Below are 21,923 nucleotides of genomic sequence, written 5' to 3' on the forward strand. Positions count from 1 at the left end.
GTCGCGAGTCAGACGAGGCGCAGCTCGGCGTCGACCGCCGCTGCCGTCGCCAGCAGCCGCGGCAGGTACTCGCCCGTGACGTGTTCGACGGTGTCGCGGGTGGCGCTCGTCGACACGTTGACGGCGGCGACGACCGCGCCGTCTCGCCCGTGCACCGGTGCGGCCACCGAGCGCAGGCCGGGCTCGAGTTCACCATCGACCATCGCCCATCCCTGCTCGCGGACCCGGCGGAGTTCGGCGCTCATCGCCGCGACATCGGTCATCGTGCGCGCCGTGAGGGCCGAGAGGTCGGATGCCTCCAGCATGGCGATCGCCTCGGACTCGGGCATCGCGGCGAGCAGCACCCGACCCATGCTCGTGGCGTGGGCGGGAAATCTCGTTCCGATCGTGATCCGCACGCTCATGATGCGGCGAGTGGGCACGCGGGCGATGTAGACGATGTCGGTGCCGTCGAGCACGGCCGCCGACACGGACTCGTCGACCTCGCGCGAGAGACGCTCGAGGTGCGGCTGGACGATCTCGGGCAGTGACAGTGCCGACAGGTAGCTGAATCCGAGCTCGAGCACCCGGGGCGTCAGCGTGAATCTGACGCCGGCGGCCGAGCCGGCAGTGCCATCGGTCGCGCGCACATATCCCAGCGCCTCGAGCGTGCGCAGGAACCGCCGGGCCGCGGCGCGGGGCATGCCAGCCCGCCGTGAGACCTCGCTGAGGGTCTGCTCGGCGTGATCGGCGTCGAACGCGCGGATGACCGCCAGCCCGCGTGCGAGCGACTGGACGAAGTCGCCCGGCGCTGCGCCGACCGCGTTGTCGGATGCCGCGTCGCTCGCCATCGCTCGGCTCCGCCTACCGCTCGAGCACGACGGCCAGCCCCTGGCCCACGCCGATGCAGATGGCGGCGACCGCGACGCCGCCGCCGCGCCGCTTCAGCTCGTGCGCCGCGTGCCCGACGATGCGCCCGCCCGACGCCCCGAGCGGGTGACCGATCGCGAGGGCGCCGCCGTGGATGTTCACCCGCTCGGGGTCGAGATCGGGCCAGCCCCGCAGGTCGGCGAGCGACTGCGACGCGAAGGCCTCGTTGAGCTCGACGAGATCGACGTCGGCCCACGTCCTTCCGGCGCGGGCGAGTGCCTTGTTCGCCGCCTCGATGGGGGCGAGCGGGAACACGTCGGGGTCGACGGCGTGTGCGGCCCGGGAGGCGACCCGCGCGAGCGGCTCCCCCGGCAGCACGCCCTCGCCGGCGAGCAGCACCGCCGAGGCGCCGTCGTTGATGGGCGAGGAGTTGCCGGCGGTGACGCTGCCGTTGCCGTCGGGGGCGAAGAGCGGCTTCAGCGCCGAGAGCTTCTCCATCGACGTGTCGTCGCGGATGCCCTCGTCGCGAACGAGCTCGGCGCCCGGGACCTGCACGATCTCGCCGTCGTAGACGCCGTCGGCCCACGCTTTCGCGGCGAGCCGATGCGATCGCACGGCGAACTCGTCCTGTGCCTCGCGGGAGATGCCCCACTCGCGCGCGACCTTCTCGGCCGACTCGCCGTTGCTGATCGTCCAGTGCGTCGGGAAGTCGGGGTTGACCATCCGCCACCCGATGGACGTGTTCCACAGGGTCTGGTTGCCGACCGACGGCCATGCTCGCGCCGACTTCTCGACGACGAACGGAGCTCGGCTCATGGACTCGACGCCGCCGGCGAGCACGATCTCGGCATCCCCCGACTCGATCGCCCGGGAACCCTGGACGACGGCCTCCACCGACGAGGCGCAGAGCCGGTTCACCGTGACCCCGGTCACCGAACTCGGGAAGCCCGCCAGCAGTGCCGCGAACCTGGCGACGTTGCGATTGTCTTCGCCGGCCTGGTTGGCGTCGCCGAGGATGACGTCGTCGATGCGAGCGGGGTCGATGCCCGTGCGCTCGACCGTCGCCCGCAGCACGACAGCCGCCAGGTCGTCGGGGCGCACGCCCGAAAGCGCGCCCCCGGCTCGACCGAACGGAGTGCGCACGGCGTCGTAGACGAATGATGCGGTCATATCAGGTCTCCGATCCGGATGTCGCGGCCGCGGCATCCGCTTCTCGCAGGGTGAGCCCGGTCAGTTCGGACAGCGATTCGACCGTGTTCTCACCGAACGCCTCGCGCACGGCGAAGCCGTCGGGTGTCACGTCGAACACGGCGTGATCGGTGTACACGCGCGTCACGCACGCCACGCCGGTGAGCGGATACGTGCACGCGGCGACGAGCTTGGGTTCACCCGTCTTGGTCAGCAGGTCGGTCATCACGTAGACCGATTTCGCGCCGATCGCGAGATCCATCGCACCGCCCACGGCGGGGATGGCACCCGGGGCGCCGGTCGACCAGTTCGCCAGGTCGCCCGTCTCCGACACCTGGAAGGCACCCAGCACGCACACGTCGAGGTGACCGCCGCGCATCATCGCGAACGAATCTGCGTGGTGGAAGTACGCCGCTCCGGGCAGCGCGGTGACCGGCTGCTTGCCGGCGTTGATGAGATCGGGGTCGATGCGGTCGGCATCGGGAGCGGGCCCCATGCCGAGGAGCCCGTTCTCGGTGTGGAGGATGATCTCCTGGTCGTCGGGCAGGTAGTTCGCCACGAGCGTCGGTGCGCCGATGCCGAGGTTCACGTACGAGCCCTCGGGGATGTCGGCCGCGACACGCTCGGCCAGCTCGTTCCGGTCGATGCGAGTGCTCACTGGTCCACCTCCGTCTGGGTCGGAGCGGCGGTCGCCGGCCGCCCTTCGATGTCGACACCGCCGACGAAGACGCCGTCGTCGAGCCATGCCCGTTCCCCGACCGCGACGAGGCGGTCGACGAAGATGCCGGGCGTGACCACGGCCTCGGGATCGAGCGACCCGAGCTCGACGATCTCGTCGACCTGGGCGATGGTGCTGGCCGCCGCGGTCGCCATGATCGGCCCGAAGTTGCGTGCCGTCTCGCGGTACACGAGGTTGCCCCACCGGTCGCCCTGCAGCGCCGAGACGAGCGCGAAGTCGGCCTTGATCGGATACTCGAGCACGTACGAGCGGCCGTCGATCTCGCGGGCTTCCTTGCCCTCGGCCAGCTCGGTTCCGACACCGGTCGGGCTGAAGAACGCACCGATGCCGGCGCCCGCGGCACGGATGCGTTCGGCGAGGTTGCCCTGCGGCACGAGCTCGAGCTCGATCTCACCCGCGCGGTACAGGCCGTCGAACACCCACGAGTCGTGCTGCCGCGGGAACGAGCAGATGATCTTGCGCACGCGCTTCTTGGCCAGCAGCGCGGCGAGTCCGGTGTCGCCGTTGCCCGCGTTGTTGTTGACGATCGTGAGGTCGCCGGCGCCCTGGGCGATGAGCGCGTCGATGAGCTCGACCGGCTGCCCGGCCCGTCCGAATCCGCCGATCATGATGGTGGCGCCGTCGGGGATGCCGGCGACCGCGGCTTCCACGTCGGGCACGGTCTTGTCGATCACCGCTGCTCCGCTCTCGATGTCTGCTCGGTACGCGTCGAGTGTTCGCTGTGCGAACGTGCGCGCGTATAGCGAACAGTCTACCGAGTGTCGCGATCGCCGTCGAGTTCGTCCGCGAAGACCTCGCCCGCGATGCGGAACGCCGTGTTTGCGGCGGGTACGCCGGAGTAGATCGCCGACTGCAGGATGACCTCCCGGATCTCGTCGACCGACAAGCCGTTTCGCCGGGCGGCACGCAGGTGCATCGCGAGCTCCTCATGGTGGCCATGCGCGATGAGCGAGGTGAGCACGGCGACCGACCGCGAGCGCCGGTCGAGGCCCGGCCGCGACCAGATGTCGCCCCACGCGACCCGCGTGATGAAGTCCTGGAAGTCGGCCGTGAGGTCGGTCGTGCTGGCGATGGCCCGGTCGACGTGCTGGTCGGAGAGCACGGCGCGACGCACGGTCATTCCCTGTTGCCGGCGCTGCTCGTCGGAGAGTCCCTCGTTCGCCGTCATGCTCCCGTCCTCTCATCCACTCCGTCGAAGAAGTCGCGCAGCAGCGCTGCCGTCGCCTCGGGCTGTTCCGCCGGGGGAAGATGCGCCGCGCCGGCGACGCGTGCCGTTCGCCCGTCGCGCACATGCTCGGCGATCTCGACCGCCTTCGCCTCGGGCGCGACGCCGTCGTGCTCGCCCCACACCGCCAGCACCGGCATCGGGATCTCGCCCAGTCTCGTGCGCACGTCGTGGCCGGCGAGCGCCTCGCAGCACAGCGCGTACGACTCATCGTCGGCGTCCTGCAGGGCGTGCAGCAGCCGGCCCGAGAGCTCGGGCTCGCGGGCGACCGAGTCGGGAGCGAACCACCGCTGCGCCGACCCGGTGATGAGGCTCGAGGTCGACTGGTCGCGCACCTGCGCGGCGCGATCGTGCCAGGCCTGCGGGTCGCCGATCTGCGCGCCCGATGCGATGATCGCGGCGGCACGCACCAGGTCGGGATGCCGCAGGCACAGCTCCTGCCCGACGGCGCCGCCGAGCGACACTCCCGCGTAGAGGATCCGATCGGCGCCGAGACCGCGCCCCGCCTCGGCCACCGCGTCGGCGAGATCCGCCACGCTGAACGACTCACGTGCAGGGCTGGATGCGCCGTGGCCGGGCAGGTCCCATGCGACGACGCGATACCGCTCGGCGAGCGCCGGGATCGCCTTCTCCCAGAGGATCGTCGACGTGCCCAGCGACGGCCCGAGCACCAGCAGCGGGGCGCCGTCGGGGCCGACCGGGTCGGTCACGGCGATGGCGGGAACGGTCACGGAACTTCCTCCTCGGGGGTGGCGTGCGATGTGGTCTGCTCGGGGGTCGAGTCGCGCCCGACTGGGATCGCGGCGGGGCGCCCGAGTGCCTCGTCGACCAGCTCGCCGCCGAGCCCCGTGTACTGCGCGGGATCCACGAGCGCCTCGACATCGATACCCGCGGCATCCGTCGAGGCGATCTCGGCCCGCACGGCATCGGCCAGGTCGCCGCCGGAGGCGACCTCGGCCACGATGCGCGCGACGGCGTCGGCACCGATCACCGGGCCGAGCACGAGCGAGATGCGCTCGGCGACGACGAGGCCGCGGGTGAGCCGCACGTTCCGCGCCACGGCGTCGTGGTCGACGCGGAGTCGGGCGACGAGCCCCGCAGCCGTGGCCGTCGAACCCGACGCGAGTCGCAGGAGCTCGCGCAGCGTCGGCCACTCGGCGTGCCACGCGCCGTCGGGTCGCTCGTCGACGGCGAGCGCGGACGCGAGGTGCAGCGTCGCAGCGAGCTGCGGAGCACGCAGTGCCGCCGACCGGATGAGCACGGACGCCGTGGGATTCTGCTTCTGGGGCATCGCCGACGAACCGCCGCCCGTGCCCTCGGCGAGCTCGCCGATCTCCGTGCGCGAGAGCGTCGCGACATCCGCCGCCACGACCCCGACGGCGTCGATCGTGGCCACGAGCGCGTCGCCGAGCTCGGTCACCGGCCAGCGCGTGGTGTGCCACGGGGCTTCGGGTGCGGTCAGCGTCACCTCGCTCGCGAACTGGGACACGAGCGCTCGGGTGAGGGTTGCTGGGCTGGCATCGGCGCCCCATCGCTCGTGCAGCGCCGGCCCGGTCTCAGGGGCGTCGAGGCCGCGTGCGGCGATCTCGGTGAACGACGCGAGCGTGCCGCCTGCACCGCCCAGCTGAGCCGGCAAGGTCAGCCGGTCCAGGCGATCCTTCGCCCGACGGATGCCGCGAAGCCATGCCGCGGCGCGCAGTCCGACGGTCGTGGGCACCGCGTGCTGCGTGAGGGTGCGCGCCGCGCCGACCTCGTCGCGGTGCGCCCCGGCGAAGGCGCCGAGCGCACTCTCGATCTCGTCCAGGCCGCTGCGCACCTGTCGGACGGCTCGGCGGGCGACGATCATGAGGGCCGTGTCGAGGATGTCCTGGCTCGTCGCTCCTCGATGCACCCAGATGCGGGCGCTCTCGGGCACCTTCCTGCGAAGCATGCCCACCAGGGGAATCACCGGGTTGCCGCCGGCGACGGATGCCGCTGCAAGCTCGGCCGCATCGACGCCGTGTCCGCGGCAGAGCCGCTCCGTCGCGTCCCAGCCGGTCGCGTCTGCGATGGCGTCGACCGCGTCCTTCGGCGCGAGCCCGACCTCACCGTAGGCCCGAGCGAGACCGACCTCCGCCGTCACGAGCGCATCGACCACCGCGGCATCCGTCACCCGGTCGTGGCCGACCGTCACCGGGGAGAGCAGCCCTGCGTCCAGGTTCATCACTGTGCCTCCTGCGCGCTCGACCTGCTCAGGAGCGTATCGTGCGACATCCCGTCGATCGCGGTTCAGAACCTGATGAACACCGTCTCCTTCTCGCCCTGCAGCCGGAGGTCATGGGTCAGGTTGCCCTCGGGTGTCCGCGTCGCGATCAGCGTCGCCCGCTCCTCGTCGCTGAGCGAGGCCAGGAGCGGGTCGGCCGCGAGACGCTCCTCGTCCTCGGGGAGGTAGATGCGGGTGTGCAGCTTGTCGGGCAGGCCGCGGGCGAACACGATCACGGCGAAGAACGGCGCCTTGCCGTCGACGGCGCCCGGGTTCCGGGTCCAGAACTCGTAGTGTCCCTCGTCGGTGGCGAACGAACGGCCGAACCCGGTGAAGGTGTGGTCGTCGCGACGACGGCTCCCGCGGGCACGCGAGATCCTGCCATCCGAGTCGGCGCCCCAGATCTCGACCATCGCATCGGGGATCGGTGCACCGGCGCCGTCGTAGACGGTGCCGCTCAGCAGGATCGATCCCGGTGCATGCGGGAATCCGACCTCGTGCATCTTCGGGTAGCCGAGTCCGAACGCGAAGAACGGCCCGACCGTCTGGCCGGCCGATGGCTTGTGGGTCGGCTCGCCGGCGGCGGCGATTCGCCGCGAGCGCGCATCGGTGGTGTCGGCCATCAGTGGCTCCCCTCGGGTTCGAACCACGTGGCATCCGGGCCGTCGACGACGATGTCCCACCGGTAGCCCATCGAGAACTCGGGAACCGTGAGGTCGTGGTCGTAGGTGGCGATCAGCCGGTCGCGGTCCTTCTGGTCACGGATCGTGTTGTAGATCGGGTCGAGCGGGAACAGCGGATCGCCCGGGAAGTACATCTGGGTGACGATGCGCTGCGTGAACGCCACGCCGAAGAGCGAGAAGTGCACGTGGGCCGGTCGCCATGCATTGATGTGGTTCTTCCACGGGTACGGACCGGGCTTGATCGTGGTGAAGAAGTACTCGCCCCGGTCATTGGTGATCGTGCGTCCGGCCCCCGTGAAGTTGGGGTCGAGCGGGGCGGGGTGCTGGTCGCGCTGGTGGATGTAGCGGCCGGCGGCGTTGGCCTGCCAGATCTCGACCAGCTGGTTGGGCAGCGGGCGACCCCAGCTGTCGAGCACCCGGCCGGTGATGGTGATGCGCTCGCCCAGCGGCTCGCCGGAGTGCTGCAGCGTGAGATCTCGCTCGATCGCGGCGATGTCGCGCTCACCGAATGCCGGCGAGAACAGCTCGATGGTCTCGGGGTCGACGAGGCGCGGGTTCTTCGTCGGGTGCCGCAGGATGCTCGAGCGATACGGCGCGAAGTCGTACAGGGTCGCGGGCACTTCGTCGCCGGCTGCCTCCCGCCTCGCGGCCTCGGCGTGCAACTGGCCGATCTCCTCGGTGATCTGCCGTTGCGGCGGCATGTCGGCCGACGCGAGCAACGACTCGGGAGCGGCGGCCGGCTGCTCGAGCACGACGGATGACGAGAACGCCTCCTCGCCGCTCGGGTCTGAATCCGTGAAGCTCATGGGATCTCCTTCGACGTCCCTTGGTGATCTGTCCAGCGTCGCATCCGGACGCCCGCGCGCCCCGGCCGGGTCCCACTGAGTGGGAGTCACGAGGCCTTGAGCGCCCTGGTGACCTCTCTCGCCGCCTGAACCACGAGTGGAGCGAGCGTCCGCTCGTCGGCCCGGGCGAGGTGCACGACGATCCCGATCGCGGCGGGCGGCAGGCCTTCCACGAGTCCGAGCGGTGCGGCGACCGAGATGTTGCCGAGGGTCATCTCCTCCCGCGTCTGCGCGAAGCCCCGTGCGCGGGCGCGCTGGAGGTCGACGCGCAGCTCTTCCTCGTTCGTGATCGAGTGCGTCGTTTCGCGCTGGAGGGGCACCGAGAGGTACCGGTCGAGCCAGTCGGGCTCCCGGGTCGACAGGAGCGCCTTGCCGACTCCGGTCGTGTGCAGCGGATGTCGTCCGCCCATCCGGCTCAGGGTGGGGATCGAACCCGGGCCGGTGATCCGGCCGACGTACAGGGCCGTCGCCGTCTCGGGCTCGGGAGCGTCGAGGACCGCGAGGTGCACGTTCTCACCCGTCGCCTCATACAGGCGCAGCATGTGCGGGAGCGCGGTCTCGCGCAGCCGGAGCGAGAGCGGCGAGAGCTCGCCCAGCTCGAACAGTCGCGGCCCGATGGCGTAGCGGTGGCCGGGTGCCCGAGCGATCAGGCCGAACTCCGTCAGCTGGGCGAGCAGCCGATGCAGCGTCGACGGCGCCAGACCCGTGCGCTCGGTCAACTGCGCGGCCGTCAGCTCGGGGTCGTCGTCGGTGAACGACCGGAGCACCCTCATCGCCCGAGCGAGGATCCCGACGGCGCCGGTCGTGTCGTCCACGATCCCTCCCCTCACCGAAGCGTGGTCCGAGGGTATCGCGGCCGGATCGCACGGGCCGCCGGCGGCATCCGTGCCCAGGCGCCTGGAGCGGACGACCGGTCGCAGTCTCGCCCGTGCGTCAATCCGGGTTGACGGATGCACCGCTCGTCAACTACGGTTGACGTATGGACCACGGCACCCTCCGCACCGCCATCGCGGCGGCCGACGGCGACGACCCGTATCGCGCGCTGCGCGAGCTGCACCGCGTCCGCGTCGAGCTCACGCGCGAGCTCGACCGAGCCGAAGCGCTCGCCGTGCGCCGCGCCCGAGCTGCGGGCGCCAGCTGGCAACTCATCGCACTCGCGCTCGAGGTCTCGAAACAGGCGGTGCACAAGAAGTACGGCCGCGGCTGACCTCCCAGCCGCGCCGCGTAAGCTGCAAGGCGGCGACGGCGCGGCATCGGGCGGATGCGGCATCCGCGGGTCGCGCGGATGAGGAAGAGACATGAGCGAGACCACGACCCGAACCCGGCGCAGCCCCTTCGCCCGGCGAGACACTCCCCCGGGCCCACGAGCGACCTTCGGTCAGCTCCTCCCCTTCATCTTCGAGCACCGACCCGTGCTGGTCTGGGTCGCGATCCTCAGCATCATCGGCGCTCTTGCGAGCCTCGCCCAGCCGCTCCTCGTCGCCCAGGTCATCGACATCGTCGAAGCGGGCCAACCGCTCGGGTGGATCGTCTGGGGGCTCATCGCCCTCGTCGTCGTGAGCGGCGTCATCTCGGGCTACCAGCACTACCTGCTGCAGCGCACCGGCGAGGGCGTCGTGCTCTCGAGCCGCAAGCGCCTCATCGCGAAGCTGCTGCATCTGCCCATCGCGGAGTTCGACACGCGTCGCACCGGCGACCTCGTCTCGCGCGTGGGCAGCGACACGACACTGCTGCGCGCGGTGCTCACGCAGGGGCTCGTGGAGGCCATCGGCGGCGCAGTCACCTTCGTCGGCGCGCTCATCGCGATGCTCATCCTCGACCCGGTGCTCCTCGGCCTCACCGTGCTCGTCGTGGCGATCGCGATCACGACGGTGACCCTGCTCTCGCAGCGAGTACGCGAGGCGTCGCACCGGGCACAGCAGCGAGTCGGCGACGTCGCGGCATCCGTCGAGCGTGCGATCAGCTCGGTGCGCACGATCCGGGCGGCGGGCGCGACCGACCGGGAGATCCGCAGCGTCGAGACCGAGGCCGAGGGCGCGTGGGAGGCGGGCGTGAAGGTCGCGAAGGTCTCGGCACTCATCGTGCCGATCGCCGGTATCGCGATGCAGGTCTCGTTCCTCGTCGTGCTCGGCGTCGGCGGATTCCGCGTCGCGTCGGGCGCGATCACCGTCGCGAACCTCGTCGCGTTCATCCTCTTCCTGTTCATGATGATCCTGCCGCTCGGGCAGGCATTCGGCGCCATCACGTCGGTGAACCAGGCGCTCGGCGCGCTCGGCCGGATCCAGGAGATCCTCGACCTGCCCGATGAAGACGCGCACGACCGCGACCTCGCGCCGCGAGCCGTCATGGTGGGCGAGGCGAACGCGACGGTGATACCCGATGCCCCGGCCATCGAGTTCGACGACGTGCACTTCGCCTACGCGGCAACGCGCCAGGACCCAGCCGATCCAGCCAACGAGTCACCCGACGAGCACCAGCCCGAGCCGAACGTGACCGATCGCCAGCCCGTGCTCCGCGGCGTCTCGTTCGAGGTACCGCGAGGGCAGCGCATCGCCCTGGTCGGCCCGTCAGGTGCCGGCAAGTCGACCATCCTCGCGCTCATCGAACGCTTCTACGACCCCTCGGTCGGCACCGTGCGCATGGGCGGGCTCGACCTCCGCACGCTCGACCGCGCCGAGTTGCGCGCGCAGATCGGCTATGTCGAGCAGGACGCACCGGTGCTCGCCGGGTCGCTCCGCGACAACCTCAAGCTGGGCAGCCCCGATGCGACCGATGCCGAGTGCGAGCACGTCCTGCGCGCCGTCAACCTCGGCGGCGTGCTCGATCGCGACCCTGCCGGCCTCGATGCCGCGGTCGGCGAAGACGGCATCATGCTCTCGGGCGGTGAGCGCCAGCGGCTCGCGATCGCGCGCGCGCTCCTCGCCGCGCCACCGATCCTGCTGCTCGACGAGTCCACCTCGTCGCTCGACGGCGTGAACGAGCGCATGATGCGCGAGGCGATCGACGCCGTCTCCGCCGGGCGCACGCTCATCGTCATCGCGCATCGCCTGTCGACGGTGATCGACTCGGATCGCATCATCGTGCTCGAGGAAGGCCGCGTCGTCGGCGAGGGCGCGCATGCCGAGCTCGTGGACTCCGTACCCCTGTATCGGGAGCTCGCCGCGCACCAGCTGCTGGTTTAGCCTCGTCGTGCGCCGGTCCCCGTCCGGCGCACCGCGACGCCGCGAGTGTGCTCGTTGTGCAGGTCGGGGCCTCCGTGGGGCCGGCTCAAGCGCGATTTCAGGCACACTCGGCGCCTCGGCGCGACGGCGAGGTTCAGGGTTCACCCCGGGGAGGTTTGGGGGTCAGCCGGGATGGGGCGGCCGAACGGCGATCGTAGCGTGGAGAACCGCATCCACTGCTGCGGATGCCTCACGGCCTCCCCCTGAACGAAGGACCATCATGACCATCGCCACCGTGTCCCGCGCGCGTGATCTCTCTCGTCTCGACGAGCTTCCCATCGACCTGATCGACGACCTCCCTGCCGCCTCCGACGCCGGCGCCTCGGCCACGGGCCCATCCCGCAACGGCCTCGGCGACTCGTTCGACCGCGTGCAGTCGGGCATCCAGGCGTGGTTGCGCACCTGGGAGCCGCAGCGGCTACCGGCCTTCACCGCCGTTCGCGATGTGATGCCCGACAGCGATCGCGGACGCAGCTCGCTTCGTGCCGCGCCCACCCGGCCCGACGGCGCCGTGCGCTTCACCGCCAGTGTCTACGACGGCCCCACCCGCGAGGGCGGCCCGCTCAGCTGGTCGCGGAACTGGGCGACGCTGGCCGTGCTGCCGGCCGCCCGCGAGGCCGGTCGCCTGTTCTACCGCTTCCGAGTTTCGAGCCGACTGGTGCTCGACGGCCAGGCATCGCTCAGCCTGATGTCGACCAGCGTGAACTTCGGCATCGTCGCGGATGCCGCGAAGGCGAGCCCGTTCGATGCGCCGGGCTTCGCCACCCCGATCGCCCGTCCCCTCGTCGGCGTGCAGTGCCGCGAGGATGCCGACGCGCAGGCGTCGCAGGTGTTCGAGGGCTCGATCGCGGTGCGCCAGGGAGACGCACCGGCCATGGCGTTCGTCATCGGCACGGACCTGCTCTTCGACAAGGGCTGGGTGCGCGTCCACGAGGGCTCGAGCACCTGGATCGGCCCGACCGAGCCGGGCGCGAGCGGCACCGTGGAGTTCCGCTACGCGCCGGCCGCGATGCTCCGCCTGCTCGGTCGGCTCGACGAGCCGCACCGCGTCGGCTGACGCGGCCACCCTCCGACGGAGCGCGCCCCGGCTAGACTCGCCGGATGGCGCGCTTCGTCGTCGTCCTGACGCTCGCCGCGCTCGACGCGGGCGACGAGTTCACGGTCGCCGACTGGCCGCTCCATGTCACGCTCGTCGAGCCGTTCTCGACCGAGCGACCGGCGATCGTGGTCGCCGGCGCGCTGCGGACGGCGCTCGCCGGGTCCGCCGTCGTGCGGGCGACCGCAGGCGAGGACGCGATGTTCGGCCGTCGGCGCAACGTGCCCGTCACGCTCGTGCACGACGGCGGCCAACTGTCGGCCCTGCGGACCCGGGCGCTTGATGGCCTCGATCGCGCCGGCGTCGACACCGGACACGTGCGGGCCGACTTCCGTCCGCACGTCACCCGGAAGCGACACGGCCGTCTGCATGCGGGTCAGCGAGTTCCGCTCGAATCGGTCGCGCTCATCGACATGCGACCGCCCGAAGGGTCGCACCATCGTCGCGTCGTCGACGCCTGGCGGCTCGGCCCGCGGGCTTCGCCGGGGAACGACGGGGGCGGCTCCGACTAGGCGGGCCGGGAACCGACGGCTGCGGCCGGAACGTCCTGGTCGGTTCCGTCGTCCCGTTGCGACTGCCAGGGCCACCGGCCCGAGATCTCGAGTTCCAGCGACCAGCTGAGGAAGGTTCGGATCAGCACGATGATCGCGAGCACGATCACGGAGTCGAGCGTCGGGGTGACGGCGACCGTCTTGATGATGTCGGCGGCGACGAGCAGTTCGAGCCCGAGCAGGATCGCCTGACCGAGCACGCGACGGAACCGCGTGTAGACGGGGCTCCGCCGACGGAGGCCGCGGAGAGCCGCATCGGCGACCGCGTACAGGACACCCACGACGATGGCGATCACGCCGACGATGTCGACGATCTCCCCGATCATCTGGATGATCGCGCCGAACTCCATGCCACCCTCCCGCGGCACAGGCTAGCGTCGTGCGTCCGCTCTCGGCTCGCGGCGTGCCGGTGAAGCGCATGACGGATGCCGCGAGGTGGACGAATGCAGAAGACGCCGCCCTGCGGCATCCGCGATTCAGTGCTGGAGGTGGTAGCGCAGGCTGGCGAGCTCCGCCTTCAGCGCCGCCGGCACGCGGTCGCCGAACTGCGCGAAGTACTCCTCGGTGAGATCGCACTCCGAGAGCCAGGAGTCGCGGTCGATGTGGAAGAGCTGGTCGAGCTCGTCATCCGTGATCTCGAGGCCCTCGAGGTCGAGCGAGTCCTTCGCGGGGACGAGTCCGATGGGCGTCTCCTCGGCGTCAGCCGTGCCCTCGACGCGGCCGACGATCCACTCGAGCACGCGCGAGTTCTCGCCGAAGCCCGGCCAGAGGAACTTGCCGTCGGAGCCCTTGCGGAACCAGTTCACCTGGAAGATCTTCGGCGCGTTCTCGCCGAGCACGCGCCCCATCTTGACCCAGTGGCCCCAGTAGTCGGCCATGTTGTAGCCGCAGAACGGCAGCATGGCGAACGGGTCGCGTCGAAGCTCACCGACCGTGCCCTCGGCGGCCGCGGTCTGCTCGGACGAGATGGTCGCACCCATGAAGACGCCGTGCTTCCACGAGCGAGCCTCGGCGACGAGGGGAACGTTCGTGGCTCGGCGACCGCCGAACAGGATGGCGTCGACCGGAACCCCGTCGTGCGCGTCCCAGTCGTCGGAGATCTGCGGGCACTGCGCCGCGGCCACCGTGAACCGCGAGTTCGGGTGCGCGGCGGGCGTCGACGAAGCCGGGGTCCACGGGTTGCCCTGCCAGTCGATGAGCTCCTTCGGCGCCTCGTCGGTGAGGCCCTCCCACCAGACGTCGCCGTCGGGCCGGAGCGCCACGTTCGTGAAGATGGTGTTGCCCCAGAGCGTCTGCACGGCGGTGGGGTTGGTGCTCTCGCCGGTGCCCGGCGCGACGCCGAAGAAGCCCGCCTCGGGGTTGATCGCGTAGAGGCGACCGTCGTCGCCCGGGCGCATCCAGGCGATGTCGTCGCCGATCGTCTCGACGGTCCAGCCTGGGATCGTGGGCTGGAGCATCGCGAGGTTCGTCTTGCCGCACGCCGACGGGAACGCCGCAGCGACGTGGTAGCTCTTGCCCTCGGGCGAGGTGATCTTGATGAGCAGCATGTGCTCGGCGAGCCAGCCCTCGTCCCGGGCCATGACCGACGCGATCCGCAGCGCGAAGGACTTCTTCGCCAGCAGCGCGTTGCCGCCGTAGCCCGATCCGTACGACCAGATCTCACGCGAGTCGGGGAACTGCACGATGTACTTCGTCTCGTTGCAGGGCCACGCCACATCGGCACGACGGTGCCCGACGCCGTCGACGAGCGGGTAGCCGACCGAGTGCACCGTGCGCACCCACGGCTCGCCCGCCTCGATGAGGCGGTAGATCTGCTCGCCCATGCGCGTCATGATGCCCATCGAGAGCACCACGTAGGGCGAGTCGGTGATCTCGACGCCGAGCTGCGAGATCGGGCCGCCGAGCGGCCCCATCGAGAACGGCACGACGTACATCGTGCGGCCCTTCATGGAGCCGTCGAAGACGTGCGTGAGCTCCTCGCGCATCTCGCGCGGGTCGACCCAGTTGTTCGTGGGGCCGGCGTCCTCCTCGTACGTGGAGCAGATGAACGTGCGGTCTTCGACCCGAGCGACATCGCCCGGATCGGTGCGCGCGAGGAAGCTGTTCGGGCGCCACTCGGGATTGAGCTTGATGAGCTTGCCCTCGGCGATCATCTGGCGAGTGAGCAGGTCGGCCTCCTGCTTGGACCCATCGCACCAGACGATCTCGTCGGGCTTGGTGAGACCCGCGATCTCGTCGACCCAGGCGCGGAGTGCAGGGTCGGTGGTGCCGCGCTCAGTGCCGGCCGCACCGGATGCCTCGGTTCCGATCGAGAACTCGGAGATGGTCATCTGCGTCCCTTTCTGGGATCCCCGACGGCGCGCCGGAGGTTCCGTACTTCAAGGATGCGCCACATTTCGTCGCTCGTTTCGACGGACCGGCAGTTAAGAACACGAGTTCTTTCGCTATGATTAAGTCATGAAGGCAGGCAGTCCCGATCTCGCAACCCTCGGCCAGCGCATCCGCCACTTTCGCGGTCAGCGCGGGCTCACGCTCGACCAGCTCGGGGAATCGGTGGGGCTCGCGGGCAGCCAGCTGTCGTTGATCGAGAACGGCAAGCGCGAACCGAAGCTGTCGACACTCGACTCGCTCGCCGACGCGCTCGACGTCGAGCTCGCCGACCTGCTCGCACGTGAGGCACCCAGCCGCCGCGCCGCGCTCGAGCTCGAACTCGGCCGGGCGCAGGCGAGCCCCCTCTACGCGAGCCTGGGCCTGCCGGCCATCCGGCCCAGCCGCGGCATCAGCGACGAGTCGCTCGAAGCGATCGTCGGGCTGCATCGCGAGCTCCAACGTCGGGCGAGCGAGGCCATCGCGACGCCCGAGGAGGCCCGGCGGGCCAACACCGACCTCCGCGAGCGCATGCGGAGGCAGGCGAACTACCTCCCCGACATCGAGCAGCTCGCCGAGGAGCAGGTGCACGCATCGGGCCACCGCAGCGGTGCGCTCACGCACCGCGAGGTGAGCGTCATGGCCGAGCGGCTCGGATTCCAGCTCATCTACGTGAACGACCTCCCCGATTCGACGAGGTCGATCACCGACCTCGAGAACGGGCGCATCTACCTGCCCCCCGCGTCGATCCCCGGCGGCCACGGCCTGAGGTCCATGGCGTTGCAGGCCATGGCGCACCGCCTCCTCGGTCACGAACCGCCGGCCAGCTACGACGAGTTCCTGTGGCAGCGGCTCGAGATCAACTACTTCGCCGCGGCGTGCCTCATGCCTCGCGAGGCATCCGTCGCCTTCCTGCAGGCCGCCAAGAAGGAGAAGCGGCTCGCCATCGAGGACTTCCGCGACGCCTTCGGCGTGACGCACGAGGCGGCCGCGCTGCGGTTCACGAACCTCGGAACGAGCCACCTCGACATGACCCTGCACTTCCTGCGGGTGGCGGGCGACGGTGCCCTGATGAAGGGCTACGAGAACGACGGGTTGCCCCTGCCGACCGACGTCACGGGCTCGATCGAGGGCCAGTGGGTCTGCAAGAAGTGGAGCGCTCGCACGGCGTTCGAGCACACGAACCGCACGACCGAGAACTACCAGTACACCGACACTCCTGCCGGCACGTTCTGGTGTGCGACGCAGACCGGCCGCACGGATGCCGCGGAGTTCTCGATCACCGTCGGCGTGCCGTTCGCGCAGGCCAAGTGGTTCCGCGGGCGCGAGACGACGGTGCGAGCGAGTTCGACGTGCCCAGATGAGTCGTGTTGTCGCAAGGCGCCCGATGAACTGGCCGAACGCTGGGCCGGACGGGCATGGCCGAGCGCCCGGCTGCACGCGCACGTGCTGTCGCCGTTGCCGTCCGGCACCTTCCCGGGCGTCGACGACTCCGAGGTGTACGCGTTCCTCGAGGCGCACGCCGGGCAGTAGCGAGCCGTCCGCTTCCCTGGGCGGTCCTCCCGTGTTGCCGGATTCGGGGATTTCTGCGACACACCGCCGCCATCGCGGCGCCGGCCGGCGTGTCGCGGAAATCCCCGAAACGGGCAACCGGTCGAGAACGGATGTGTTCCCGTGGCATCCCCGGCACCATGAAGTAGCACTTGCAATAGTGTGTGTCACACAGTACCGTGTGTGACATGAACGTTGACGAGACGACTGCCGGGCACATCCAGGAGTTGCGTCGCGGCACCGTGGTGCTCGCGTGCCTGGTGCGGCTCCGGCATCCCGACTACGGCTACGCGCTGCTGGAGTCCCTCAATGGGCTCGGCATCCTCGTCGATGCCAACACGCTCTATCCGCTCCTCCGGCGCCTCGAGAAGCAGGGCCTGCTCTCGAGTGAGTGGAACACCGAAGAGGCGCGCCCTCGCAAGTTCTATCGCACCAGCCCTGCCGGCGACCGACTCGCCGCCGCGCTCATGACCGACTGGCGCCGCATCGACGCCGCCCTCGCACGACTCGACACGGGAGAAGAACGATGACCACCTCCACCCTCACCGACCGCTACGTGTGGGCGGCGGCCCGCAGCCTGCCCGAGGCGCAGCGCGATGAGTTCGGCCGCGAGCTGCGCGAGCGCATCGGCGACGTGATCGACGCGCACGTCGAGCGCGGCGCGGCGCCGGCCGACGCCGAGCACTCCGCGCTCGTCGAACTCGGCGATCCGCTGCGACTCGCTGCCAGCTACGTCGACCGGCCCCTGCAGCTCATCGGCCCGAAGTACTTCCTCACGTGGTGGCGACTGCTGAAGCTGCTCGTCGCCATCGTCGTGCCGCTCGCCGCTGCCGGCGTACTGCTGGGCCAGGTGGCCTCGGGCGCTGACGTGGGCGGCATCATCGGCACGACGATCTCGACGGCGCTGGCGGTCTTCGTGAATCTCTGCTTCTGGGTGACGCTCGTCTTCGCGGTGCTCGAACGCAGCCCTGGAACGGCGGTGCCGGCCAGCACGTGGACACCCGAGCAGCTGCCGCAACCGCGTGACGACGCCCGCGCCGGGCGGCTCGGCGACCTGATCGCGTCGCTCGTGTTCCTCGGCGTGTTCGCCGTGGCGATCGTGTGGCAGCAGTTCGGCGTCGTCTGGATCGGCGGCGAGCGCCAGCCCATCCCGGTGCTCGACCCCGCCCTGTGGTCGTTCTGGATCCCGTACTTCCTCGCTCTGATCGCCCTCGAGGCGGTCTTCGCGATCGTCATCTACCTGCGTGGCTGGAACTGGACCATGGCCGGGCTGAACGTGCTGCTGAACGCCGCATTCACGATCCCCGCGGTCTGGCTGTTCGTCAGCGGGCAGCTCCTCGCGCCCGAGTTCGTCGAGGCGATCGGCTGGCCGTGGGGCGAGGCGAGCGACGTCACGGTCGCCGTCCTGCTCATCGCCGTCATCGGCGTCGCCGTCTGGGACGTCGTCGACGGCTTCATCAAGGCGGCGCGCAACCGCGGCGGATCGGCGCTCGGCGGGTACTGATGCTGGTCGAGGAGCGCCCGCTGCGGGCGCTCCTCGAGCCGCAGACCTCGACTACTTCGGCTGCATCCGGATCGCGCCGTCGAGCCGGATCGTCTCCCCGTTCAGCATCGGGTTCGCGATGATCGATCGCACGAGCGCGGCGTACTCGGTGGGATGCCCCAAGCGCGACGGATGCGGCACCTGCGCCTCGAGCGAGGCTCGCACATCGTCGGGCATGCCGGCCATCATGGGCGTCTCGAAGATGCCCGGCGCGATGGTGACGACCCGCACGAGCAGCTTCGAGAGGTCGCGCGCGATCGGCAGCGTCATGCCGACCACGCCGCCCTTCGACGCGGAATACGCGGCCTGGCCGATCTGTCCGTCGAAGGCGGCGACCGATGCGGTGTTGATGATGACGCCGCGCTCGGCCGTGACCGGCCCGCCCGGGACCTGTCCGTCGACCGGGTCGTTCGCCGACATCGCAGCGGCCGCGAGCCGGATGACGTTGAACGTGCCGATGAGATTCACGCGGATGGTGCGCTCGAACGCGTCGAGGGGTGCCGGCCCCTCGCGACCGACCGTGCGATTCGCCGTCACGATGCCGGCGCAGTTCACGGCGACGCGAAGCGGTGCGATGGCGGATGCCGCGTCGACCGCGGCCTGCACCTCGGCTTCGTTCGCGACATCCGCCGCCACGAATCGAGCCCGGTCGCCCAGCGCCGCAGCCGCCTCCTCGCCGCGCGGCCCCGGCAGGTCGACGAGCACCACGGATGCGCCGGCCTCGACGAGGGCTCGGGCCGTGGCATTGCCGAGGCCGGATGCGCCGCCGGTGACGATCGCCGATGCGCCGTCGAGTTCCATGTGGTGTCCCTTCGTTTTGTCGAGTGACCGAGTTGCCGGATTCTCGGGAGATCGGGGCAACTCGGGGTGCGCTGGGTCAGAGGCGCTCGATGATGGTGGCGTTGGCCATGCCGCCGCCCTCGCACATCGTCTGCAGGCCGAGGCGCCCTCGGGTCGCCTCGAGCTGGTTGACCAGCGTCGTCAGCAGGCGCGTGCCCGAGGAGCCGAGCGCGTGTCCGAGCGCGATGGCGCCGCCGCGCGGGTTCAGCTTCGCGGCATCCGCACCCGTGTCCTTCAGCCACGCGAGCGGCACCGAGGCGAACGCCTCGTTCACCTCGTACGCGTCGATCTCGTCGATCACCACGCCGGCGCGCTCGAGCACGCGTTGCGTTGCCGGGATCACGCCCGTGAGCATGTAGAGCGGGTCGCTGCCGACGACCGAGAACGCGCGGAACCGTGCCCGCGGCGCGAGGTCGAGCTTCGACGCGGCCTCGGCACTCATGATGAGCGCCGCGGAGGCGCCATCGGTAAGCGGTGACGAGTTGCCGGGCGTGATCCGCCAGTCGAGCTCGGGGAAGCGCTCGGCGAGCGCGTCGGTGCGGAACGCCGGGTTCAGCCCGGCGAGCGATTCGACGGATGTCGCGGGTCGCACCGTCTCGTCGACGAGCGATTCGACGCCCGGCACGGGCACGACCTCGGTGGCGAATGCGCCGGACTCGCCCGCCGCGGTGGCGAGCGCGTGCGAGCGGGCCGAGTACGCATCGAGATCCTCGCGCGAGAAGCCCCACTTCGCCGCGATCAGCTCGGCCGAGACGCCCTGGTTCACCAGCCCCTCGGGGTATCGCGCCCGAACGCGAGAGCCGTAGGGGTCGGCGCCCGCCGCGCTCGAGCCGAGCGGCACGCGGCTCATCGACTCGACGCCGCACGCGATGACGATGTCAGCCTGCCCGGCCATCACCGCCTGGGCGGCGAACGTCGCGGCCTGCTGGCTCGACCCGCACTGGCGATCGATCGTGGTGCCGGGGACGGTCTCGGGGAAGCCCGCCGCGAGCACCGCGTTGCGGGTGATGTTGTAGCTCTGCTCGCCGATCTGGCTGACGCACCCGCCGATGACGTCGTCGACGAGTGCCGGATCGAGGTCGTTGCGCGAGACGAGCGCGTCGAGCACACCCGCGAGGAGGTCGACCGGGTGCACGCCCGAGAGGATTCCCCCCGGCTTGCCCCGCCCGACGGGCGTGCGGATGACATCGACGATGACGGCTTCAGTGCGCATTCTCCCAGCCTATGGTCTCGATACGCGTCCGGCTCCGCCGCGCACTACTCGACCAGCGCCGCCGCCCGCTCGACGAGCACCGGCTCGCGCTCGGGGAGGACGATCGGGTGCGTCCCCGCCATCGCCTCGACGACGCGCACCACCTGGCAGCTGTAGCCGTACTCGTTGTCGTACCAGACGTAGAGCACGACGTCGGTGCCGTCGGCGATCGTCGCGAGCCCGTCGACGACCCCCGCGCGGTTGGATCCCACGAAGTCGGTCGAGACCACCTCGGGCGACTCGATGTAGTCGACCTGCTGGCGCAACGGCGAGGTCAGCGACACCTGGCGGAGGTACCTGTTGAGCTCGGCCTTGTCGGTCGGGCGCTCGAGCTGCAGGTTGAGGATCGCGAGCGACACATCGGGGGTGGGCACGCGGATGGCGCTGCCCGTCAGCTTGCCCGCGAGCGCCGGCAGCGCCTTCGCGACCGCCTTCGCCGCGCCCGTCTCGGTGATCACCATGTTCAGGGCGGCGGAGCGACCGCGGCGGTCGCCCTTGTGGAAGTTGTCGATGAGGTTCTGGTCGTTGGTGAACGAGTGCACGGTCTCGACGTGCCCGCGGGCGATCCCGTACGCATCCTGCACGGCGGCGAGCACCGGCGTGATCGCGTTGGTCGTGCAGGATGCCGCCGAGAGGATGGTGTCGGACGGCTGGATGTCGCCGTGGTTGATGCCGTGGACGATGTTCTTGATGGCGCCCTTGCCCGGCGCGGTGAGCAGCACGCGAGCGACGCCATTGGAGCGGAGGTGCTGCGACAGCCCCTCCTCGTCGCGCCAGCGGCCGGTGTTGTCGACGACGATCGCGTCCCGGATGCCGTACTCGGTGTAGTCGATCGATGCCGGGTCGTCCGAGTAGATGACCTGGATCAGCGTGCCGTTCGCCAGGATCGTGTTCGCCGCCTCGTCGACCTCGATCGTGCCCTGGAACGGGCCGTGCACGGAGTCGCGACGCAGCAGGCTCGCCCGCTTCATCAGGTCGTTGTCGGAGCCCTTGCGCACGACGATCGCTCGAAGCCGCAGGCCCTGCCCACCGCCCGCGTGCGCGATGAGGATGCGGGCGAGCAGGCGCCCGATGCGTCCGAAACCGTAGAGCACGACATCGGTGCCCGAGGCCGGGGCCGAGCCGTCGGCGACCAGCACGGGGGCGAGCTCGCTGCGCAGGAAGTCGACGAGCGGCATCCGCTCGCCCTCGGCGCCGGAGTCGTTGTAGCGCGAGACGAGCCGAGCCACGTCGATGGACGCCGGACCGGGGCCGACTTCACGCAGCGCCTCGAGCACGCGCATGGAGTCCTCGAGCGCAAGCTCGTCGGCGCCGGCCTGCCGGGCGAACCGGTGCGCCTTCAGCAGTTCGATGGCCGAGCGGTTGATGAGCCGGCGGCCGTGGATCGACGTCACCACCCCGTGGTCTCGGTAGAGGCCGCCGATGAGCGGGATCATGCGCTCGGCGAGCTCCTCTCGGGCGATCCAGTCGGTACGGCGGGCGGCGAAGTCGTGGCTCACGGTCGTCCTTCTCGGGCCGAGCACGCGGATGGCAGCATCGACCACGTCAGTTTTCGGGGATGCCTCGAGTCTAGGCGAGATCCGGTGCACGCCTCGTTGTACAGCGCGTCGCGAGCGGATGCCGCGACGTGACGCCGTGGCGCGAGCGGCGGGCGGCGGCATCCCGAGCGCGTTCCGCGCATGGGAGCGCTTTACACGCATGGCGACAGGCCGCGCAACCGCTGGACAAGCC

The 21,923-nt window shown here is 70.6% G+C and carries 22 protein-coding genes; 7 read left to right on the forward strand and 15 right to left on the reverse strand.

The window, feature by feature from the left end; genetic code table 11:
* Positions 1 to 8 precede the first annotated feature (8 nt).
* The 10 genes from HUS56_RS04895 to HUS56_RS04935 all read right to left on the reverse strand — a co-directional run bounded on the left by HUS56_RS04895 (position 9) and on the right by HUS56_RS04935 (position 8,586).
* Entirely contained in the window at positions 9 to 830 is an 822-nt protein-coding gene (locus tag HUS56_RS04895; protein WP_173922269.1) for an IclR family transcriptional regulator C-terminal domain-containing protein, read from the reverse strand.
* 13 nt (positions 831 to 843) lie between these two features.
* On the reverse strand, positions 844 to 2,019 hold the full coding sequence (locus HUS56_RS04900) for a thiolase family protein (protein ID WP_173922270.1): 1,176 nt from the start codon (positions 2,017 to 2,019) through the stop codon (positions 844 to 846).
* Between the two features lies 1 nt (position 2,020).
* The gene (locus HUS56_RS04905) at positions 2,021 to 2,695 is read right to left on the reverse strand and encodes a 3-oxoacid CoA-transferase subunit B (RefSeq protein WP_173922271.1); all 675 of its coding nucleotides are present in this window, start codon (positions 2,693 to 2,695) and stop codon (positions 2,021 to 2,023) included.
* Positions 2,692 to 3,450 (reverse strand): 3-oxoacid CoA-transferase subunit A, encoded by a 759-nt coding sequence (locus HUS56_RS04910; RefSeq protein ID WP_173922272.1) that lies wholly within the window; start codon positions 3,448 to 3,450, stop codon positions 2,692 to 2,694. Before HUS56_RS04910 ends, HUS56_RS04905 begins: the two co-directional genes overlap by 4 nt.
* A gap of 77 nt (positions 3,451 to 3,527) precedes the next feature.
* Positions 3,528 to 3,944, reverse strand: coding sequence for a 4-carboxymuconolactone decarboxylase (pcaC, locus tag HUS56_RS04915; protein WP_173922273.1), 417 nt, complete (start codon positions 3,942 to 3,944; stop codon positions 3,528 to 3,530).
* Complete coding sequence (locus HUS56_RS17120) at positions 3,941 to 4,732, reverse strand: alpha/beta fold hydrolase (protein ID WP_217423932.1); 792 nt, start codon at positions 4,730 to 4,732, stop codon at positions 3,941 to 3,943. The genes pcaC and HUS56_RS17120 overlap by 4 nt, the downstream gene beginning before the upstream one ends.
* Positions 4,729 to 6,204 (reverse strand): lyase family protein, encoded by a 1,476-nt coding sequence (locus HUS56_RS17125; protein WP_217423933.1) that lies wholly within the window; start codon positions 6,202 to 6,204, stop codon positions 4,729 to 4,731. The genes HUS56_RS17120 and HUS56_RS17125 overlap by 4 nt, the downstream gene beginning before the upstream one ends.
* A 65-nt stretch (positions 6,205 to 6,269) precedes the next feature.
* On the reverse strand, positions 6,270 to 6,866 hold the full coding sequence (gene pcaG / locus HUS56_RS04925; RefSeq protein ID WP_173922274.1) for a protocatechuate 3,4-dioxygenase subunit alpha: 597 nt from the start codon (positions 6,864 to 6,866) through the stop codon (positions 6,270 to 6,272).
* Entirely contained in the window at positions 6,866 to 7,732 is an 867-nt protein-coding gene (gene pcaH / locus HUS56_RS04930) for a protocatechuate 3,4-dioxygenase subunit beta (protein ID WP_173922275.1), read from the reverse strand. Before pcaH ends, pcaG begins: the two co-directional genes overlap by 1 nt.
* Positions 7,733 to 7,818: 86 nt before the next feature.
* Positions 7,819 to 8,586 (reverse strand): IclR family transcriptional regulator, encoded by a 768-nt coding sequence (locus HUS56_RS04935; protein WP_254431299.1) that lies wholly within the window; start codon positions 8,584 to 8,586, stop codon positions 7,819 to 7,821.
* A 164-nt stretch (positions 8,587 to 8,750) separates the two neighbouring features.
* On the opposite strand from HUS56_RS04935, the gene HUS56_RS04940 reads away from it, so the two are divergent.
* The 4 genes from HUS56_RS04940 to HUS56_RS04955 all read left to right on the forward strand — a co-directional run bounded on the left by HUS56_RS04940 (position 8,751) and on the right by HUS56_RS04955 (position 12,600).
* The gene (locus tag HUS56_RS04940) at positions 8,751 to 8,978 is read left to right on the forward strand and encodes a hypothetical protein (protein WP_173922276.1); all 228 of its coding nucleotides are present in this window, start codon (positions 8,751 to 8,753) and stop codon (positions 8,976 to 8,978) included.
* 91 nt (positions 8,979 to 9,069) lie between these two features.
* Positions 9,070 to 10,953, forward strand: a complete 1,884-nt coding sequence (locus HUS56_RS04945) for an ABC transporter ATP-binding protein (RefSeq protein ID WP_173922277.1) — start codon at positions 9,070 to 9,072, stop codon at positions 10,951 to 10,953.
* Positions 10,954 to 11,212: 259 nt separating this feature from the next.
* On the forward strand, positions 11,213 to 12,049 hold the full coding sequence (locus tag HUS56_RS04950; protein WP_173922278.1) for a hypothetical protein: 837 nt from the start codon (positions 11,213 to 11,215) through the stop codon (positions 12,047 to 12,049).
* Positions 12,050 to 12,093: 44 nt separating this feature from the next.
* Entirely contained in the window at positions 12,094 to 12,600 is a 507-nt protein-coding gene (locus HUS56_RS04955) for a 2'-5' RNA ligase family protein (RefSeq protein ID WP_173922279.1), read from the forward strand.
* Here the strand turns inward: HUS56_RS04955 and HUS56_RS04960 are convergent.
* Positions 12,597 to 12,989, reverse strand: a complete 393-nt coding sequence (locus HUS56_RS04960) for a DUF1622 domain-containing protein (protein ID WP_173922280.1) — start codon at positions 12,987 to 12,989, stop codon at positions 12,597 to 12,599. The genes HUS56_RS04955 and HUS56_RS04960 overlap by 4 nt on opposite strands.
* Before the next feature lie 126 nt (positions 12,990 to 13,115).
* The gene (locus HUS56_RS04965) at positions 13,116 to 14,969 is read right to left on the reverse strand and encodes a phosphoenolpyruvate carboxykinase (GTP) (protein ID WP_173922281.1); all 1,854 of its coding nucleotides are present in this window, start codon (positions 14,967 to 14,969) and stop codon (positions 13,116 to 13,118) included.
* 127 nt (positions 14,970 to 15,096) lie between these two features.
* On the opposite strand from HUS56_RS04965, the gene HUS56_RS04970 reads away from it, so the two are divergent.
* The 3 genes from HUS56_RS04970 (at position 15,097) to HUS56_RS04980 (ending at position 18,061) form a co-directional block, all read left to right on the forward strand.
* Entirely contained in the window at positions 15,097 to 16,539 is a 1,443-nt protein-coding gene (locus HUS56_RS04970; RefSeq protein WP_173922282.1) for a helix-turn-helix domain-containing protein, read from the forward strand.
* Positions 16,540 to 16,745: 206 nt separating this feature from the next.
* Positions 16,746 to 17,087 carry a PadR family transcriptional regulator gene (locus tag HUS56_RS04975; protein WP_173922283.1) on the forward strand — a complete coding sequence of 114 codons (342 nt, stop codon included), beginning with the start codon at positions 16,746 to 16,748 and terminating at the stop codon, positions 17,085 to 17,087.
* Entirely contained in the window at positions 17,084 to 18,061 is a 978-nt protein-coding gene (locus HUS56_RS04980) for a hypothetical protein (protein ID WP_173922284.1), read from the forward strand. The genes HUS56_RS04975 and HUS56_RS04980 overlap by 4 nt, the downstream gene beginning before the upstream one ends.
* 51 nt (positions 18,062 to 18,112) lie before the next feature.
* Here the strand turns inward: HUS56_RS04980 and HUS56_RS04985 are convergent, their stop codons facing one another.
* From HUS56_RS04985 to HUS56_RS04995, 3 genes are all read right to left on the reverse strand, one after another.
* The gene (locus tag HUS56_RS04985) at positions 18,113 to 18,901 is read right to left on the reverse strand and encodes a 3-hydroxyacyl-CoA dehydrogenase (protein WP_173922285.1); all 789 of its coding nucleotides are present in this window, start codon (positions 18,899 to 18,901) and stop codon (positions 18,113 to 18,115) included.
* Positions 18,902 to 18,977: 76 nt separating this feature from the next.
* Positions 18,978 to 20,153: a thiolase family protein gene (locus HUS56_RS04990; RefSeq protein ID WP_173922286.1), complete on the reverse strand. Its 1,176-nt coding sequence runs from the start codon at positions 20,151 to 20,153 to the stop codon at positions 18,978 to 18,980.
* Positions 20,154 to 20,197: 44 nt separating this feature from the next.
* Positions 20,198 to 21,691, reverse strand: a complete 1,494-nt coding sequence (locus HUS56_RS04995; protein WP_256368777.1) for a glyceraldehyde-3-phosphate dehydrogenase — start codon at positions 21,689 to 21,691, stop codon at positions 20,198 to 20,200.
* Positions 21,692 to 21,923 lie beyond the last annotated feature (232 nt).

Origin of the sequence: Agromyces sp. Marseille-P2726 (assembly GCF_902809835.1) — a bacterium.
Classification (GTDB): Bacteria; Actinomycetota; Actinomycetes; order Actinomycetales; family Microbacteriaceae; genus Agromyces.